Origin of the sequence: Aquabacterium sp. (genome assembly GCF_035476535.1) — a bacterium.
Classification (GTDB): Bacteria; Pseudomonadota; Gammaproteobacteria; order Burkholderiales; family Burkholderiaceae_C; genus Pseudaquabacterium.
In genome coordinates this window covers 1-15,973 of record NZ_DATILJ010000276.1, presented here as the reverse complement: position 1 = coordinate 15,973, position 15,973 = coordinate 1, and the positions used below count along the sequence as shown (strand labels likewise).

The window sequence follows — 15,973 nt, the reverse complement described above, 5'->3', positions numbered from 1 at the left end:
CGGCGGCAACCAGCAGAAGGTGGTGCTGGGCAAGTGGCTGCTGCGCGAACCGAAGGTCCTGCTGCTCGACGAACCGACGCGCGGTGTCGATGTCGGCGCCAAGGCCGAGATCCACGCGCTGCTCGAGCGCATGGCCGCCGATGGCCTGGCGGTGCTGGTGGTCTCGTCCGATCTGCGCGAGCTGATGAGTCTGTGCGATCGCATGCTGGTCATGAGCCGCGGCGTGCTGGCCGGCGAGTTGCCGCGTGCACAGTTCGACGAGGAGGCCATCCTCGCGATGGCCTACCAGGAATACACGCGTGACAGCGGCGCCCCCGCGCATGCGCGGCTTGAGGCTTCACCCGCACGCGCTGCTTGAGAACAGGTGCTCCCCATGATGAATCCGACCCCGTCCGTGGCAGCGCCGGCAGCTGCCCACCGCTCGCTGCGCCAGAAGTCGCAAGTGGCCTTGCGCGAAGCCGGTATCGGCGTGGCGCTGGTCTGCCTGGTGGCCGTGTTTGCGCTGCTCTCGCCGATCTTCCTGACGCCGAGCAACATCACCAACATCTTCACGCAGATCTCGATCAACGTGATCCTGGCCGTCGGCATGACCTTCGTGATCCTGATCGGCGGCATCGACCTGTCCGTCGGTTCGGTGATGGCCTTCTGTGCCGTGGTTGCCGGCACCGTGCTGAAGCTCGAGGGGCTGGACACGGGCCTGGCAAGCGGCGTCGCAATAGGCTTGGCGCTGCTGGCCAGCATCGCTGTCGGCGCGTGTTGCGGTCTGGCCAATGGTGCGGTGTCGGCGTACTGGGGCATTCCGTCGTTCATCGTCACGCTGGGCATGCTCAATATCGCCCGCGGCGCGGCGCTGCAATGGACGCAGGCACGCTCGATCTATGAGTTTCCCGATGCATTCAACAACTTCGGCAGCGCCACCTTGCTCGGCGCGCCGGCGATCTTCCTCGTGGCCCTGGCGCTGGTGGCACTGGGCTGGTTTGTTCTCAACCGAACAGTGTTCGGGCGCCTGATCTACGCCATCGGCAACAACGAAGAAGCGGTGCGGCTGGCCGGTCACAACGTGATGGGCTACAAGATCGCCGCGTTCGTGATCTGTGGCGCCACGGTCGGCGTCGGTGCCGTGATCTACATGACCCGCTTGACCATTGCCAGCCCGATCTCCGGCATCGGTTTCGAACTCAACGCCATCGCCGCGGTGATCATCGGCGGCACCAGCCTGAGCGGCGGCCGCGGGTCCATCGTCGGCACGCTGCTTGGGGCCTGCATCATCGGCGTGCTGGCCAATGGCCTGATCCTGATCGGCATGAGTGATTTCCTGCGCCAGATGGTCACCGGCTTCGTCATCATCCTGGCCGTGGTGCTGGATGTGTACCGCGCACGCCTGACCCGCGGCGCCGCCTGAACCCACGTCATGCAAAACAGTTTCGAGTCCCGGCGATGAGCACCATCAAAGACGTGGCCCTGCACGCGCAGGTGTCCGTGGCGACGGTGTCGCACGTCGTCAACGACACACGCTTTGTCAGCGAGGCGACCCGCCTGCGCGTGCAGCAGGCGATAGCGGAATTGCGCTACGTGCCCAGCGCGCTGGCGCGCAGCCTGAAGAGCAATCGAACGCACACGGTCGGGATGATGATTCCGAACAACTCCAACCCGTACTTCGCAGAGATCATCCGAGGCATCGAAGACACCTGTTATGGCGCAGGCTTCAACGTCATTCTCTGCAACTCGGACGACGACCCTTTGAAGCAAAGCACCTACGTGCGCTTGCTCAGCGAAAAGCAGGTCGACGGCTTGATCGTGCTGTCGTCCGGCAGCGACGTGGAACTGCTCGACACCCTGCGTGCGGCCACCATGCCCCAAGTCGTCGTCGACCGCGAGATCGATGACTTGGCGGCCGATCTGGTGGAGGTCAACCACGAGGCTGGCGGCTTTCTGGCCACGCAGCACCTGCTGCAACTCGGGCATCGGCGCATTGCCTGCATTGCGGGGCCGCAAGCGCTGTCGTCGGCGCGCCAACGCGTGCAGGGCTACCAGCGTGCCCTGCAGGAGGCCGGCCTGGCCGCGGACGACCAGCTGCTGCGATGCGCTGACTTCACCAGTGCCGGCGGCCATGCAGCGATGACTGCCTTGCTCGATGCTGCATCGCCGGCAGACCGGCCCAGTGCCGTCTTCGCATCGAACGACCTGATGGCCATCGGCGCCATCTGCGCGGCGGCGGCCAAGGGCCTGAGCATTCCGGGAGACTTGTCCGTGATCGGTTTCGACGACATCGCGCTGGCCGCGTTCAGCAACCCGCCGCTGAGCAGCATCGTGCAGCCCAAGCATCAGACCGGTGAACTCGCGGCGAAGTTGCTGCTGCAGCGCATAACGCAGCCCGATCGGGAACTGCAGCGCGCGATCCTGCAGCCCGCGCTGGTGATCCGGCAATCCACCGGACCGTACGTCGGGGCAAGGCGATGAGCCGGCGCGTGGTGGTCTTGGGCAGCGTCAATACCGATCTGGTGTTGCGCTGTTCGCAGATGCCGCTGCCCGGCCAAACGGTGCACGGGCGGGACTTTCAAACACTGCCCGGTGGCAAGGGCGCGAACCAGGCCGTCGCGGCAGCGCGGCTCGGCGCGTCGGTCAGCTTCATCGGCTGCGTCGGCGACGACGCGTTCGGGCACAACGCGCGCCGCATCCTGGCTGCCGAAGGCATGGACACCCAGCACCTGCACAGCATCAGCGGCGCCAGCACCGGCGTCGCGATGATCCTGGTCGATGACGCGGCGCAGAACTGCATCGTGCTGGACGCGGGTGCCAACGCCGCCTTGAGCATCGCGCAGGTGGATGCCGCAAAAGCGACGATCCAGGATGCAGGCCTGCTGATCTGCCAGCTGGAGTGCCCCCTGCCCGCCGTGCAGCATGGCATCGCCCTGGCGCATGCGGCCGGTGTGCCGGTGCTGCTGAACCCGGCGCCGACGCAGGCCTTGCCGCCCGAGTTGCTGGCCCAGGTGGACGTGCTCGTGCCCAACGAGACCGAAGCCGCGGCCTTGCTCCAGTTGGCGCCCGGTGCGGCCTTTGATGCCACTGCCGCGGCGGACCGCCTGCGCACGCTCGGCCCCCCCACCGTCATCATCACGCTCGGGGCCCATGGCGTTCAGCTGGCCTGCGACGGCAGCAACGTGCACCTGGAGGCACCGGTGGTTCAGGCCGTCGACACCACCGGGGCCGGCGACACCTTCATCGGTGCCTACGCCGCCGCCTGGTGCGGCGGTGCCAGCATGACCGCAGCCATCGCATACGCGCAGCAGGCCGCTGCGATCAGCGTGACCAGGGCGGGTGCGCAGGCCGCCATGCCGCGCAGCAGCGAGTTGCCGCTGAAGGTGTCTGGGCGCCCATGAAGAAGACGCCGCTGCTGCATGGTGAACTGTCGCATCTGGTCGCAACGCTGGGGCATGGCGACCTGGTGGTGATCGCCGATGCAGGCCTGCCCGTGCCGCCAGGCACGCGCTGCATCGATCTGGCGCTGACCCGAGGCGTGCCCTCGTTCGAGCAGGTGCTGGATGCGGTGCTCAGCGAGATGCAGGTCGAGCGTGCCGACTATGCGGCGGAAATGTTGACCCACAGTCCGCATTTCGAAACGGTGCTGCACCGGCGGCTCGGCGATGCCGCGTTGCACAGCATCGCCCACGACGCGTTGAAGCAGCGATCAGGAACGGCACGCGCCATCGTCCGGACCGGCGAATGCTCGTCCTACGCCAATGTCATCCTCTACGCGGGCGTCGTGTTCTGACGATGGCTTGCGCTCATCGGTGTCGCTGATCCAACGCACGGCATGTTCTGCAAGCAGCTCCGGTGGCAGCAGTGCGTCCAGGCGCAGCACGCCGGGCTCGCCGAGCGGGGACTCCAGCGCGTCGAACTGCGTCGCCACCAGCCCGGCCGGGAAGAAGTGTTCGGAACGCTGCGCAACGCGCGCCAGGGCGGCTGCGGCATCGAGGTCGAGCCAGGCGAAGCGAAGCCCCGGCGCCGCGGCGCGCAGCCTGTCGCGGTAGGAGGCCTTCAGTGATGAGCAGGTGAGCACCGCGCCGCCGGGGCGCGCTTGAAGCTCCGCGCCCAAGGCGGCCAGCCAATCGGCGCGGTGCGCGTCGGTGAGCGGAATGCCCTGGTGCATCAGCGCGCGGTTCGCTTCGGAATGGAACTCGTCACCTTCGACGAGCGGCAGGCCGAGCCGTTCGGCCGTTAGCGCCCCGACCCGCGACTTGCCGCAGCCCGACACGCCCATCACGACCAGTGAAGTCATGGGACCGTCCCCGGGACCCGCATGTCAGCACCCACGGGCACCAAAGTGGCACCCACGATGACCGAAGCCGCGCACCCAAGCGCACGCCGCGGATCCGGCTCTGCCGGTCCGCCGGCGTGGCCCCCTTGAGGGGGAGGCGGCCGCAGGCCGCTACGGGGGTGGGCCATCAATCGGCTCGGATGTTGTTGGCCTTGACCACGTCGCCCCAGGTCTTGAACTGGCTGCGCGTCAGGGCGCCCAGCTGCTCGGGCGTGCTGCCGCCGGGTTCGTCGCCGCGGTCGAGGATGCTCTTGGTGACGGTCGGATCCTTCAGCGCCGTGGTGAGCGCGGTGTTGGCCTTCTTCACGATGTCCGCGGGCAGGCCGGGCGGTCCGTACAGGCCGATGAACGAGAGGATGGTGAAATCCTTGAGCCCGGCCTCGGCGGCGGTGGGCACATCGGGGAAGGCGGGCACGCGCTTGTCGCTGGTGACCAGCAGCGGCCGCAGCTGGCCGGACTTGATGAACGGCGCGATGACCGAGGTGGCATCGAACATCGCATCGAGCCGGCCGGCGATCAGGTCGGTCATCGCCGGGCTGCTGCCCTTGTACGGCACGTGGTTCATCTTCACGCTGCCCAGGCGCTCGCGCAGCAACTCCATCGTCACATGCGGCAGCGCGCCGACCCCGCCGGTGCCGTAGTCGATGCCCTCGCCGCTCTTGCTCTTGGCCTTGGCATGCTCGGCGAACTGGGCGTAGGTCTTGATCGGCGAGCTCGCCGGCACCGCGAGCACCAGCGCCGACTGCAGCATCGTGCCGATCGGCGTCAGCTGCCGCGGATCGATGATGCCGAGCGTGGTGTAGACATGCGCGGCAATGGTCATCGAGCCGTTGCCGACGAGCAGCCTGTAGCCGTCGGGCGGCGCCTTCATGACGTCGGCCGCCGCGAGGTTGCCGTTCACCCCCGCCTTGTTGTCGATGACCACCGGCTGCGCGAGCGCGCTGCCCAGGCTCGCCAGCAGCACGCGGCCGGCGAAGTCGGTCTGGCCGCCGGGCGGGTAGCCGACGAGCAGCGTGACGGGCTTGCTCGGCCACGCAGCCTGCGCCCACGCTGCCGGTCCGGCCAACGCGGTGAGGCCGAGTGCGGCGGCAGTGAGCACCATGGCGCGGCGCGAGGCCGCGAGCTGAGTCTTGATCGGGTTCATGAGGGGTCTCCTACGGGTGTTCGAACCGGCCGAGGGGCGGTGCAGTGCGCCAGATCGTCGGCACGGTCGCAATAGTAGGATAGCGCTATCCAAAGATGATTGGTGTTTACCCTTATACCCACCAATGCGCAAGGAACTCCTGGCACTCCTACCTGGTAAAAATTCCCGAAGCGGGTGGCCGCGCCACCTGACGGCTCTTGCGATGAACGCTTGGATATCGCTATCCTTACGGCACCCGCAAACGAGTGAGACCCCATCCCCGATGCCGCCCAGCCTTGTTCGTTCCCGTGCCACCGGTCGGGTCACGCTCGCCGATGTCGCCGGCGCCGCCGGCGTGAGCCCGATCACCGTGTCGCGGGCGCTGCGCGGCGAACGCGCCGTCGATCCCGAGTTGGTCGCCCGTGTGAAGGCTGCTGCCCTGCGGCTCGGCTACGTGCCCGATCCGGCCGCCCGAGCCCTGGCCTCACGCCACAGCACCCATGTGGCGCTGCTGATCCCGATGCTCTCCAACGCCCTCTTCGTCGACCTGCTCGAAGGCGTGCAGCGCACGCTGCGGCCGGCGGGCTACCAGACGCTGATCGGCGTCACCCATTACGACGCCGGCGAAGAGGAACAGCTGTTGCGCGAGCAGCTCCAGCACCGCCCGGCCGGCCTGCTGGTGACCGGGCTGGACCGCAGCGCCACGACACGCGCGCTGATCCAGGCCAGCGGCGTGCCCTGCGTGCACCTGATGGAAACCTCGCAGTCGCCGGACGTGCACTGCGTCGGCTTCTCGCAGGCCGATGCAGCGGCAGCGCTAACCCGCTATCTGCTCGGCCTGGGCCACCGGCGCATCGCCTTCGCCGCCGCCCAGCTGGACCCGCGCACGCTGCAGCGGCTGGACGGCTGGCGCCGCGAGATGAAGGCGGCCGGACTGCATGCACCGACGCTGGAGTGGGTCAACCCGGCGCCTTCTTCGCTGGCGCTGGGCGGCACGATGTTCGAACAGATCGTCGCCCACACGCCGCCGGTGGAAGCCATCTTCTTCTGCAACGACGACCTCGCGCAAGGCGCACTGCTGGCCGCGCTGCGGCTCGGGCTGCCGGTGCCGCAGCGTGTGGCCGTGGCCGGCTTCAACGACCTGACGGGCAGCGACCAGATGCTGCCGCCGCTGACCACCGTGCGCACGCCGCGCGCGGACATCGGCACCGCGGCGGCGCGCATGCTGCTGGCGCTGATGCGCGGCGAACCGGTGCCAACGACCAGCATCGACGTCGGCTACGAACTCGTCGTGCGGCAGAGCACCTGATGGCGCCGGATGGCAGCTGCGCTGCCCGCGGGTCCGGCGGCAGCAGGCCCCTAGAATCCCGGCCCATGCCACGTTATCCCTCACTGGCGTTGCCGTGCCATCGCGGCCCCTGTGCCGGGGTGGCGCCTGGGTCTGGCGGTCCAGGCTGACACTGTCTTGGCGCCAATGCAGCTTCCGGCTGGGCCCACGCCCCCCCAAGCGCCACCGGCTGCGGCCGCCGGCGGCTTGTGGCACCTGCGCTTGCTGGGCGCCTTCGAGCTCAGCAACGGCAGACAACGCCACGGCAAGCTCGGCACCCGCGCCGCCATGGCCTTGCTGGCACGCCTGTGCCTGCAGCCCGACGCGGCCCACCCGCGCGAAACCCTGGTCGAGCTGCTGTGGCCGGAGGTCGCCGCCGCCGCCGGCAAGCAGCGCCTGCGGCAGACGCTGCTGACGCTCAAGCAGGTGCTGGAGCCCGCGGAGCACGCCGGCTTCCAGGTCATCGAGGCGGACCGCTTCACGATCCGGCTGATCGCCGGCCGGGTGCAGTGCGATGCCGTGGTCTTTGAAGCGGCTTTCAAGCGCGGCGAGCACGACCAGGCCCGCGCGCTGTACACGGGGGAGTTGCTGCCCGGCTTCTACGACGAATGGATAGGCGACGAGCGACTGCGCCTCGAAGGGCTGTTCGACCGCCTGCGCGCACCCAGCGCGCCGACTGCAAGTTTCGCGAGGCTCGCAAGCGACCCAGGCGACCCAGGCGCTGCAACAGCCCGATCGGCACCCCCTGCCCTCCCGACCACCGGCCCGCGCCACGCCGCCTTGCCGGCTTATCTGACGCGCATGGTCGGCGCCGATCCCCAGGCCCGGCAGCTGCGGCAAGCCGTGAGCGAGCACCGCCTCGTCACCTTGATGGGCCCGGGGGGCACGGGCAAGACGCGGCTGGCGGTCGAAGTGGCGCAGGCGATGAGCGCCCAATGCGACTTCGAGACCGTGGCCTGGCTGCCCCTGGCGCCCTGCCGCACGCGCCAGCAGGTGCTCGACCAGGTGCTGCTGTCGCTGAACCTGCCGACGGGCCAGGCCGGCGCGCTGGCCGGCATCGTGAGCGCGCTGGACGGCCGGCGCGCCCTGCTGGTGCTGGACAACTTCGAACAGGTGGTCGACGAGGGCGCGGAAGTCGTCGGCGAGCTCGGGGCCCGGCTCCCGCTGTTGCACCAGCTGGTCACCTCGCGCCGCGCACTGGCCTTGCCGGGTGAGCGCGAAATCCTGGTGGCCGCGCTTGACCTGCCGGCGGCGCAGGCCACGCTGGACGAGGCCGCGTCGAGCCCCGCGGTGGCCTTGTTCGTCGAACGCGCCCGGGCCACGCGCGCCGAGTTTCATCTGCACGCCGGCAACCGGGCCGCGGTGATCGAGCTGCTGCAGTTGCTGGACGGCATGCCACTGGCCATCGAGCTGGCCGCCGCGCGCGTGCGCAGCATGACGCCAGCCGAGATGGCCGCCACCCTGCGCCAGGCGCGCGAAGGCAAGGCCAGCGCGCTGGACCTGCTGGAACGCGCACCGCAGCGCGGCCGCCAGGACAGCCGCCACCACTCGATGCAGGCCACCATCGAATGGAGCTGGGCCTTGCTCGGCGAGGCCCAGCGCGCCCTGCTGGCCGCGTTGACGGTGTTCCAGGGCGGGTTCGGCACCGAGGCGGCGGCGGCGGTGTGCGCCACCTCCACCTCCACACCGGCCGGCAGCATCGCGTGGCTGCTGGACGAACTGCTCGCGCACTCCCTGCTTCGCCTGCAAGCCGAAGGCGACACCTTGCGTTTTGCGCTCTACGAGCCGATCCGCGAGTTTGCCCAACGCCAGCTGAGTACCGAAGCCGCCATCGCGCTGCGCCGAAGCCATGGCGCCTGGGCCTTGGCTTGGGCGCAGGCGCTGCCGGTCACACCCTCGCTGCCGACGCTGCAGGCCGAACTGCCCAACCTGGTGGCGGCGATGTCGCATGCCTTGGCCGACGCAGCACCGCAGCGCGCCATCGCCCTGGCCTTGGCGCTGGACCTGACGCTGGAGGAAGTGAAGCTGCCCGGCGCCGCCCTCGCGACCCTGGCCTCGGCGCTGGAGGTCTGCCAAGACGCGGCACTGAAGAGCCGCGGCCTGGGCCTGCTCGGCCTGCTGGAGTTTCTGGGCGGCCACGGCATCGAGAGCCTGCGACGAATCGATGAAGGCCTGGCGCTTGCGCCGCTCGAGCCGGCGGCGCTGCGCGCCCGCGCCCTGCTGCTGGCCGCGCAAGCCGCCTACTACAGGAAACAAGCCAGCGCCGCCCTCGCGCTGCTGGACGAGGCACAGGCCCTGATCGTCTCCAGCGATACCGAGGCGCAGGCGCGCATCGCCAGTTGCCGCGCCGATGTCGTGAGCGGCCACGACCCGGCCCAGGCGGCGGCCCTCCAGCGCAGCGCGCAAGCGCTCTGGTCGGCGCGCGGCGACCGCGTGGGCGTGATGCGGGCGCGCTACCGGCTCGCCATCCTGGCCTACGACGTGCACGACTACCAGGCCATGTGGGCCGAGATCGACCCCGTCGTCGAAGAAGCACGCCAGCTGCAGGCCTGGCTGCGCCTGGCGGCCAGCCTGAACGTGCGCGGTGGCGCACAGCGGGGTTTGCGGCGCTGGTCCGAGGCCGCCGCCGACATGCGCGCCAGCATGCAGCTGGCCTGGCAGGCGCTGGCGCCGCGGCACCTGGCTGCCGTGTTGACCACGCTGCCCTACGCGATGCTGCGCATCGGCCAAGCGGAACTCGGCGTGCGGCTGGCCGGCTTCATCAGCGTGTACTGGCCGCCGCGCTTCGGGCCGCTGCCGCAGCGCGATGTGAACGAGTTGCGACGCGTTCAGCGCCTGGCGCAGCACGTGATGGGTCCGGCCCGCAGCGCGGCCGCCTATGCCGCCGGCCAGCGCCTGAGCGTGGCCGAAGTGGTGGCCCAGGTCCTCGCGGTGCCCGCGGCAGGCTGACAACCGGACGTCGGGGCGGCCCGACGAAACGCTTGTGTGCGGATGGTGCGGGCCGACCACGCCGGCGATGCTGTCGAACGCACGGCCGACCTCTGCTTGACGCACCCGGCTCCTGGGGTTCACCCGAATACGCCTGTCGGCTCAGGTCGATATCATGCCGCAAATGGCTATCGATAGACAAACACAGACAAGCATGAGCGCCGCGCCGACGATCTACGGCGTGGCCTTGACCGCGCAGGTGTCCGTGCGCACCGTCTCGCGCTACCTGAACGATCCGCAGTGCGTGTCCGCCAAGACGGCCGAAGCCATCGTCGCCGCGATGCAGGAACTGCGTTTCCGCCCGTCGCGTGCCGCGCGCGCGCTCAAGGGCGCCAGCACCGGCCTCGTCGGCGTGCTGTCCGACTGCATCACCACCAGCCCGGACTCGTTCGAGCTGATCAAGGGCCTGCAGGCGGCGGCGCACCGCACCGGCCGCCGGCTGCTGATCGCAGAAACCGCCGGCGTCGCCAGCGAGATCCCGAGCGCCATCGACGAGCTGGCCGAACACCGCATCGACGCACTGATCGTCGCGTCGCACTCGCATCGTTCGATGCCGGCCGCCGCATTGGAGCGGGCCGCCGGCCTGCGCATCGTGCTGCTCAACTGCTACACACGCGGCGTCGACGTTGCCGGCACCGTACTGCCCGATGACGAGCAAGGCGCGCGTGATGGTCTCTCACGTCTTTACGAACTAGGCCACCGCACTGTCGCGGTGTTCGAGCTCTTCCCCGACATGCGTGCGACCCAGCTGCGCCACGCGGGTTACCTCAAGGCGGCACGCGCGCACAGCCAGCCCGAGCCGGTGTTCGTGCAGGGCGCCCGCCCGGCCGAAGGCGGCGACGAGTTCTGGTTCGTCGACGCCGAGATCGGCCGCCTGCTCGCGAGCCCGAAGCCGACCGCCATCGTCGCCGGCAACGACAAGATGGCGGCACGCATCATCCAGTCGCTGCACAAGCGGCGCGTGCGTGTGCCCGACGAGGTCTCGGTGCTCGGCTTCGATGACCACGCGATGCTGGTCTACGCGACGGATCCACCATTGACCAGCGTGCGCCTGCCCTACATGCGCATGGGCGAACGCGCGGCGGAGATTGCCTGCGGCGAGGACGATGCCGGCACCGAGCGAATCCACTGCGATGTCGTGATGCGCGACTCGGTCGTCGGGCGCCATCCATCATGAGACGCCGGTCGCTCCTGGGCCTGTGCGTGGGCCTGCGCGTGGGCCTGTCCGTGGGGCTGCTCGCTGCCGCCGGTGCCGCGGCAGCGCAGCCGCGCGAGCTGGTGATGTGGCGTCACGACACCGGCGACGCCGAGATGGTCGCCAGCGCCGGCGCGGTCGAGCGCTTCAACGCGCAGCAGCAGCGCTGGCGCGTGCGCGTGGAGACCTTGCCGCAGGGCTCGTACCAGCAGGCCGTGGTGGCCTCGGCGCTCGCCGGCCGGCTGCCCTGCGTGCTGACGCTGGACCAGCCGACGGTGCCCAACTTCGCCTGGGCCGGCCACATCCGCGCGCTCGAGGGGCCGCTGCGCCCGGCCGGTGTCGATGCACTGATCCCCGGCGGCCGCAGCGGCTATGCCGGCAAGCTCTACGCGGTGGGCCAGTTCGACGTGGCCCTCGCGCTGTTTGCGCGCCGCTCGGTGCTGCAGCGCCACGGCATCCGCCTGGCGACGATGGACCGGCCGTATGCCGCGGAGGAGTTCCGCAGCATCCTGCGCACGCTGAAGGCCGCCGGCTGGCGCTACCCGCTGGACATGCACGCCGACCGCGGCGACGAGTGGCCGTCGTACAAGTATTCGCCGTGGTGGCAGAGCGCCGGCGCGGACCTGATCGACCGGCGCACCTACCGCCGTGCCGACGGCGTGATCAACAGCCCGGCGGCCGTGGCGGTGGGGCGTTATTTCGCGTCGCTGTTCACCGAGCGCCTGGTCTCGCGCAAGCCGATCGACGACCATGTCTTCACCAGCGGCCGCGCCGTCTTCCAGTACAGCGGTTCGTTCGACATGGCGGAATACCGCCGGTTCGTCGGCGACGACCTGGTGGTGCTGCCGCCGCCGGACTTCGGTCGCGGCCCGCGCATCGGTGCCGGTTCGTGGCAGTGGGCGATCTCCACCACCTGCGCTGAGCCTGAAGGCGCACGCGCCTTCCTCGAACATCTGATCACCGTCGACGAGATCGCCGACTTCTCGCGCCGCACGGCCTTGATGCCGACGCTGGCGGCCGCGGCCGATCGCACCGAGCTCTATCGCCAAGGCGGCGAGGGTCGGCCCTTCTTCGAATTCGCGCGCGCCTGGGCGGTGCTGCGCCCGGAGACGCCGGCCTATCCGGTGATCTCCAGCGCCTTCGCCAAAGCGATGCAGGACATCCGCGACGGCGGCGACGTGGCCGAATCGCTGGACCGCGCCGCCGACACCATCCACGCCGACTTGGAGCGCAACCATGGCTATGGCCACTGACGCGCAAGCCGCGCCGCGGCCGGCGCCGGCATTCCTGGCTGCAGGTGCCTTCGGCCGCGCCGCGTGGCGTGAGGTGGCTGTGCTGGCGGCCCCCGCACTGCTGCTGTTCGGCATCTTCATCGTGCTGCCTTTCGTGCTGGCCGTGGCGGCCAGCTTCAGCAACGCCAAGCTGCTGCAAGGCGGTCAAGCGGCGTGGGTGGGCCTGGCGCAGTACGGGCGTCTGTTCGGCATGCACGTGGTCACCGTCGCGCCTGAAGCGGACAAGACGCCGATGCGCCAGTGGCGTGAGCTCCGGCGCGCCTCGGCATCGATGCACGAAGGCTACCAGTACCTGGCCAGTGCCGAGCTCGGCGGCCGGCGCTGGATCGTTGCCGCGCGCGACCCGCAGTTCCTGCGCGCCGTCGCCAACACCTTCTGGTTTGCGCTGCTGGTGGTGCCGCTGCAGACCGTGCTGGCGCTGGCCATGGCGCTGGCCGTCAACCGCTCGTTCCCCGGACGCACGCTGCTGCGCACGGTGTTCTTCGCGCCGGTCGTCACGTCGATGGTCGTCGTCTCGGTGGTCTGGGGGCTGCTGCTGCACACCGATGAAGGGCTGGTGAACCGCGCGCTGATGGCGCTTCTCGGCGCCGGCGCGCCGCAGCCCGACTGGCTGGGCGATGCGCGGCTGGCGATGCCATCGATCGCCATCATGTCGGCCTGGCAGGGTGCGGGCTTCCAGATGCTGGTCTTCCTGGCCGGCCTGCAGTCGATCCCGAAAGAACTCTACGAGGCCGCGCAGGTGGAGGGCGCCACGCGCTGGCAGCAGTTCGTGCATGTCACGCTGCCCGGACTGCGCCGGACGCTGGTCTTCGTGCTGCTGGCCACGACCATCGCCGCATTCGGCCTGTTCACGCAGGTGGACGTGCTGACCAAGGGCGGGCCGCTGGACGCGACGACGACGATCATGCACCGCGCAGTGCAGGTCGGCGTGCGCGACCAGGATGTCGCCTATGGCTCGGCGATGGCGCTGGTCTTCTTCGTGCTGGTGCTCGCGCTGTCGCTGGCCCAGAAGCGTGTGCTGGCGAGGATGGATCGATGAACACGCGCAGTTTCGCCATCCGCCTGCTGCTGGCCGCGGCCCTCGTGCTCGCCGGCCTGGTCTTCGCCTACCCGCTGCTCTTCATGTTCACCGCGTCGTTCAAGCCGGCCGACGCCATCTTTGCCAACATCGCCAACCCGGCCGCGCTGCTGCCGGATGCGCACTGGTCGCTGGTGAACTACCGCAATGTGTTCGACAAGAGCGCGGTGGGCCGCTACCTGCTGAACTCGACCGCGATCGCGCTGATCACGATCGTTGCCGGCGTGTTCGTCAACAGCGCGCTGGCCTTCGCGATCGCCAAGCTGAAGTGGCGCGGCCGGCACGGCGTGCTGGCGCTGGTGCTGGCGCTGCTGATCGTGCCGATGGACGTGCTGGCGATCCCGATGATGCTGGTCGTTGCCCACCTGCCGTGGTTCGACGTCCAGCAAGGCGGCCTGGTCTTCGGCTGGCTGGACACGCTGCACGTGCAGATCATGCCCTTCGTCGCCAACGCGTTCTGCGTCTTCCTCTTCCACCAGGCCTTCAAGGACCTGCCGGACGAACTGATCGAGGCCGCGCGCATGGACGGCGCGGGCGCGATGACGATCTACCTGCGCATCGTGCTGCCGCTGTGCAAGCCCACGGTCGCCACCGCGTCCATCGTCATTTTCCTGGGGATGTGGAACCAGTACCTGTGGCCGGTGATGACCGTGCAGACCGGCGGGGCGCGGCCGGTGATGGTCGGCCTGCAGCAGTTCTTCGGCCGCACCAACCAGTGGGGGGAGATCATGGCCTACGCCTCGCTGATCACCTTGCCGGTGCTGGTCTTCTTCCTCGTCATCCAGAAGCACTTCGTGCGCTCGGTCGTCGGCAGCGGCATCAAGGGCTGATGCCGTGGATACGACCTTCGCACTTCCATCGACGACCAGAATGTCTATCGGTAGCCAAATGCCTCTGCTCGATGCTTCCTCGCTCGAAATCGAGCTGCGCGGCGTGCACAAGCGCTACGACGAGCGCGCCGAACGCGCCATCTTCTCCGCCCTGGATCTGGCGATCCCGCGTGGCAGCTTCACCGTGCTGGTCGGGCCTTCGGGTTGCGGCAAGAGCACGCTGCTGCGCATGATCGCCGGGCTGGAAGCGATCAGTGCCGGCGACCTGCTGTTCGACGGCGTGCGCGTCAACGACAAGCCGCCAGTGGCGCGCGGCGTCGCGATGGTGTTCCAGAACTACGCGCTGTACGGCCACATGAGCGTGTACGACAACATCGGCTTCGGCTTGGCGATCGCCCGCGTGCCGAAAGCCGTGCGCCACGCCGCCATCGTCGATGCCGCACGGCAACTCGACCTCGAGGCGCTGCTGCAGCGCAAGCCCGCGCAGCTGTCGGGCGGGCAGCGGCAGCGGGTGGCGATCGGCCGCGCCATCGTGCGCCGGCCGCGCGCCTTCCTGTTCGACGAGCCGCTGTCGAACCTGGATGCGTCGCTGCGCGGCACGCTGCGTGCCGAGATCGCCGAGCTGCACAAGCGCCTGCGCACGACCACGGTCTACGTGACGCACGACCAGATCGAGGCGATGACCTTGGCCGATCAGATCGTCGTGCTCAGTCCGCAGGGGCTCGAACAGGTGGGCACGCCCGATGCGCTGTACGACACGCCGGCGAACGTGTTCGTCGCCGGCTTCATCGGCAGCCAGCGCATGAACCTGCTGCCCGTCGACGCCACGCATGCCGCCGCCTTGCAGGCGCTGGGCGCGGGATCCGCCGCGGCACTCGTGGCAGCCCAGGTCGCGCAGGTCGGCATCCGCCCCGAAGACGTGGTGCTGGTTGCCGGCGATGCCGCACAGGTCCTGCGCATCGAGCGGCTGGGCGCGGAGTCGCTGGTCTGGCTGCGCCTGGGCGACGCCAGCTTCACGGCGCTGAGCACCGATCGCACGCTGGCGCCGGGCTGTGCCGTCGGGGTCGCCGCTCGCCGCCATCACCGCTTCGACGGCGCGGGGCGGTGCGTGATCGCGTGAATTCCACGTCCCATGAAATCCAGCTCCCATGAATCTCTCAATGAAGTTTCCATCAATAGGCCGCCCATCTTGAACGATAGCCACATTCCCGAGACCACCGCCTGGCGCCCGCGCCTGCACTTCTCGCCGCGGCGCCACTGGATCAACGACCCGAACGGGCTCTTTGTGCTGAACGGCCAGTACCACGTGTACTTCCAGCACAACCCGGCGGGCGCGACCTGGGGCGAGATCGGCTGGGGCCACGCCGTCAGCACCGACCTGATCCATTGGGACGAGCGGCCGCTGGCGCTGCCGGCCACCGACGACGAGATGGCCTTCTCCGGCAGTGTCGTGATCGACGAGCGCAATACCTGCGGCCTGGCGCCGGCGGGAAGCACGGCGCCCGTGCTGCTGGCGTACTACACGCGTTATGACCGGCGCAGCAAGGTGCAGTCGCAGTGCCTGGCCTACAGCGTCGACGGCGGCGACAGCTTCGTGCGCTGGTCCGGCAACCCGCTGCTGGACATCGGCTCGCTGGAATTCCGCGACCCTTACGTGTTCCGTCACGAGGCCAGCGGCCGCTGGGTGATGCTCATCGTGCTGGCGCTGGAGCGCAAGCTGGTCGTCTACACCTCCGACGACCTGCTGCAGTGGCGCGAGGCCTCGAGCTTCGGCCCCGCGGGCGCCTCTGCCGACACGATCTGGGAAGTGCCGGTGCTGCTG

General features: G+C 69.4%; 13 protein-coding genes and 2 pseudogenes. 13 read left to right on the top strand and 2 right to left on the bottom strand.

Features of this window, described 5'->3' with window-relative positions; translation table 11 throughout:
* From VLK61_RS27455 to rbsD, 5 genes and pseudogenes are all read left to right on the top strand, one after another.
* Window positions 1–358 (top strand): annotated as a pseudogene (locus VLK61_RS27455) (sugar ABC transporter ATP-binding protein); the annotation flags it as partial.
* A 15-nt stretch (window positions 359–373) separates the two neighbouring features.
* Complete coding sequence (locus VLK61_RS27450) at window positions 374–1,402, top strand: ABC transporter permease (protein WP_325426041.1); 1,029 nt, start codon at window positions 374–376, stop codon at window positions 1,400–1,402.
* Between the two features lie 35 nt (window positions 1,403–1,437).
* The gene (locus VLK61_RS27445; RefSeq protein ID WP_325426039.1) at window positions 1,438–2,460 is read left to right on the top strand and encodes a LacI family DNA-binding transcriptional regulator; all 1,023 of its coding nucleotides are present in this window, start codon (window positions 1,438–1,440) and stop codon (window positions 2,458–2,460) included.
* Window positions 2,457–3,380, top strand: a complete 924-nt coding sequence (rbsK, locus tag VLK61_RS27440; protein ID WP_325426037.1) for a ribokinase — start codon at window positions 2,457–2,459, stop codon at window positions 3,378–3,380. The genes VLK61_RS27445 and rbsK overlap by 4 nt, the downstream gene beginning before the upstream one ends.
* Entirely contained in the window at window positions 3,377–3,772 is a 396-nt protein-coding gene (gene rbsD / locus VLK61_RS27435; RefSeq protein ID WP_325426035.1) for a D-ribose pyranase, read from the top strand. The genes rbsK and rbsD overlap by 4 nt, the downstream gene beginning before the upstream one ends.
* Here rbsD and VLK61_RS27430 read toward each other — a convergent pair.
* Together VLK61_RS27430 and VLK61_RS27425 are read right to left on the bottom strand one after the other, a co-directional pair.
* Entirely contained in the window at window positions 3,689–4,279 is a 591-nt protein-coding gene (locus VLK61_RS27430) for a gluconokinase (RefSeq protein WP_325426033.1), read from the bottom strand. The genes rbsD and VLK61_RS27430 overlap by 84 nt on opposite strands.
* Window positions 4,280–4,445: 166 nt before the next feature.
* A complete protein-coding gene (locus VLK61_RS27425; RefSeq protein WP_325426031.1) occupies window positions 4,446–5,462 on the bottom strand; it encodes a Bug family tripartite tricarboxylate transporter substrate binding protein in 1,017 nt (338 codons plus the stop codon).
* Between the two features lie 262 nt (window positions 5,463–5,724).
* Between VLK61_RS27425 and VLK61_RS27420 the strand changes: the two genes are divergently transcribed.
* The 8 genes and pseudogenes from VLK61_RS27420 to VLK61_RS27385 form a co-directional block, all read left to right on the top strand.
* A complete protein-coding gene (locus tag VLK61_RS27420; RefSeq protein WP_325426029.1) occupies window positions 5,725–6,750 on the top strand; it encodes a LacI family DNA-binding transcriptional regulator in 1,026 nt (341 codons plus the stop codon).
* Between the two features lie 165 nt (window positions 6,751–6,915).
* Window positions 6,916–9,717 (top strand): ATP-binding protein, encoded by a 2,802-nt coding sequence (locus VLK61_RS27415; protein ID WP_325426027.1) that lies wholly within the window; start codon window positions 6,916–6,918, stop codon window positions 9,715–9,717.
* A gap of 193 nt (window positions 9,718–9,910) precedes the next feature.
* The gene (locus VLK61_RS27410; RefSeq protein ID WP_325426025.1) at window positions 9,911–10,933 is read left to right on the top strand and encodes a LacI family DNA-binding transcriptional regulator; all 1,023 of its coding nucleotides are present in this window, start codon (window positions 9,911–9,913) and stop codon (window positions 10,931–10,933) included.
* Window positions 10,930–12,204: an ABC transporter substrate-binding protein gene (locus VLK61_RS27405; RefSeq protein ID WP_325426023.1), complete on the top strand. Its 1,275-nt coding sequence runs from the start codon at window positions 10,930–10,932 to the stop codon at window positions 12,202–12,204. Before VLK61_RS27410 ends, VLK61_RS27405 begins: the two co-directional genes overlap by 4 nt.
* Window positions 12,188–13,282: a carbohydrate ABC transporter permease gene (locus VLK61_RS27400; protein WP_325426021.1), complete on the top strand. Its 1,095-nt coding sequence runs from the start codon at window positions 12,188–12,190 to the stop codon at window positions 13,280–13,282. The genes VLK61_RS27405 and VLK61_RS27400 overlap by 17 nt, the downstream gene beginning before the upstream one ends.
* Window positions 13,279–14,151 (top strand): carbohydrate ABC transporter permease, encoded by an 873-nt coding sequence (locus VLK61_RS27395; RefSeq protein WP_325426019.1) that lies wholly within the window; start codon window positions 13,279–13,281, stop codon window positions 14,149–14,151. The genes VLK61_RS27400 and VLK61_RS27395 overlap by 4 nt, the downstream gene beginning before the upstream one ends.
* A 58-nt stretch (window positions 14,152–14,209) precedes the next feature.
* Window positions 14,210–15,271, top strand: a complete 1,062-nt coding sequence (locus VLK61_RS27390) for an ABC transporter ATP-binding protein (RefSeq protein ID WP_325426017.1) — start codon at window positions 14,210–14,212, stop codon at window positions 15,269–15,271.
* 69 nt (window positions 15,272–15,340) lie between these two features.
* Window positions 15,341–15,973: pseudogene (locus VLK61_RS27385) on the top strand (glycoside hydrolase family 32 protein); the annotation flags it as partial.

Excerpts from the sequence above, each read along its gene's own strand:
- VLK61_RS27430 (WP_325426033.1), bottom strand. The coding sequence starts at position 4,279 with ATGACTTCACTGGTCGTGATGGGCGTGTCGGGCTGCGGCAAGTCGCGG.
- VLK61_RS27420 (WP_325426029.1), top strand. The coding sequence starts at position 5,725 with ATGCCGCCCAGCCTTGTTCGTTCCCGTGCCACCGGTCGGGTCACGCTC.
- VLK61_RS27405 (WP_325426023.1), top strand. The coding sequence starts at position 10,930 with ATGAGACGCCGGTCGCTCCTGGGCCTGTGCGTGGGCCTGCGCGTGGGC.
- VLK61_RS27410 (WP_325426025.1), top strand. The coding sequence starts at position 9,911 with ATGAGCGCCGCGCCGACGATCTACGGCGTGGCCTTGACCGCGCAGGTG.
- VLK61_RS27425 (WP_325426031.1), bottom strand. The coding sequence starts at position 5,462 with ATGAACCCGATCAAGACTCAGCTCGCGGCCTCGCGCCGCGCCATGGTG.
- VLK61_RS27400 (WP_325426021.1), top strand. The coding sequence starts at position 12,188 with ATGGCTATGGCCACTGACGCGCAAGCCGCGCCGCGGCCGGCGCCGGCA.
- VLK61_RS27395 (WP_325426019.1), top strand. The coding sequence starts at position 13,279 with ATGAACACGCGCAGTTTCGCCATCCGCCTGCTGCTGGCCGCGGCCCTC.
- VLK61_RS27390 (WP_325426017.1), top strand. The coding sequence starts at position 14,210 with ATGCCTCTGCTCGATGCTTCCTCGCTCGAAATCGAGCTGCGCGGCGTG.
- rbsD (WP_325426035.1), top strand. The coding sequence starts at position 3,377 with ATGAAGAAGACGCCGCTGCTGCATGGTGAACTGTCGCATCTGGTCGCA.
- VLK61_RS27415 (WP_325426027.1), top strand. The coding sequence starts at position 6,916 with ATGCAGCTTCCGGCTGGGCCCACGCCCCCCCAAGCGCCACCGGCTGCG.
- VLK61_RS27450 (WP_325426041.1), top strand. The coding sequence starts at position 374 with ATGATGAATCCGACCCCGTCCGTGGCAGCGCCGGCAGCTGCCCACCGC.
- VLK61_RS27445 (WP_325426039.1), top strand. The coding sequence starts at position 1,438 with ATGAGCACCATCAAAGACGTGGCCCTGCACGCGCAGGTGTCCGTGGCG.
- rbsK (WP_325426037.1), top strand. The coding sequence starts at position 2,457 with ATGAGCCGGCGCGTGGTGGTCTTGGGCAGCGTCAATACCGATCTGGTG.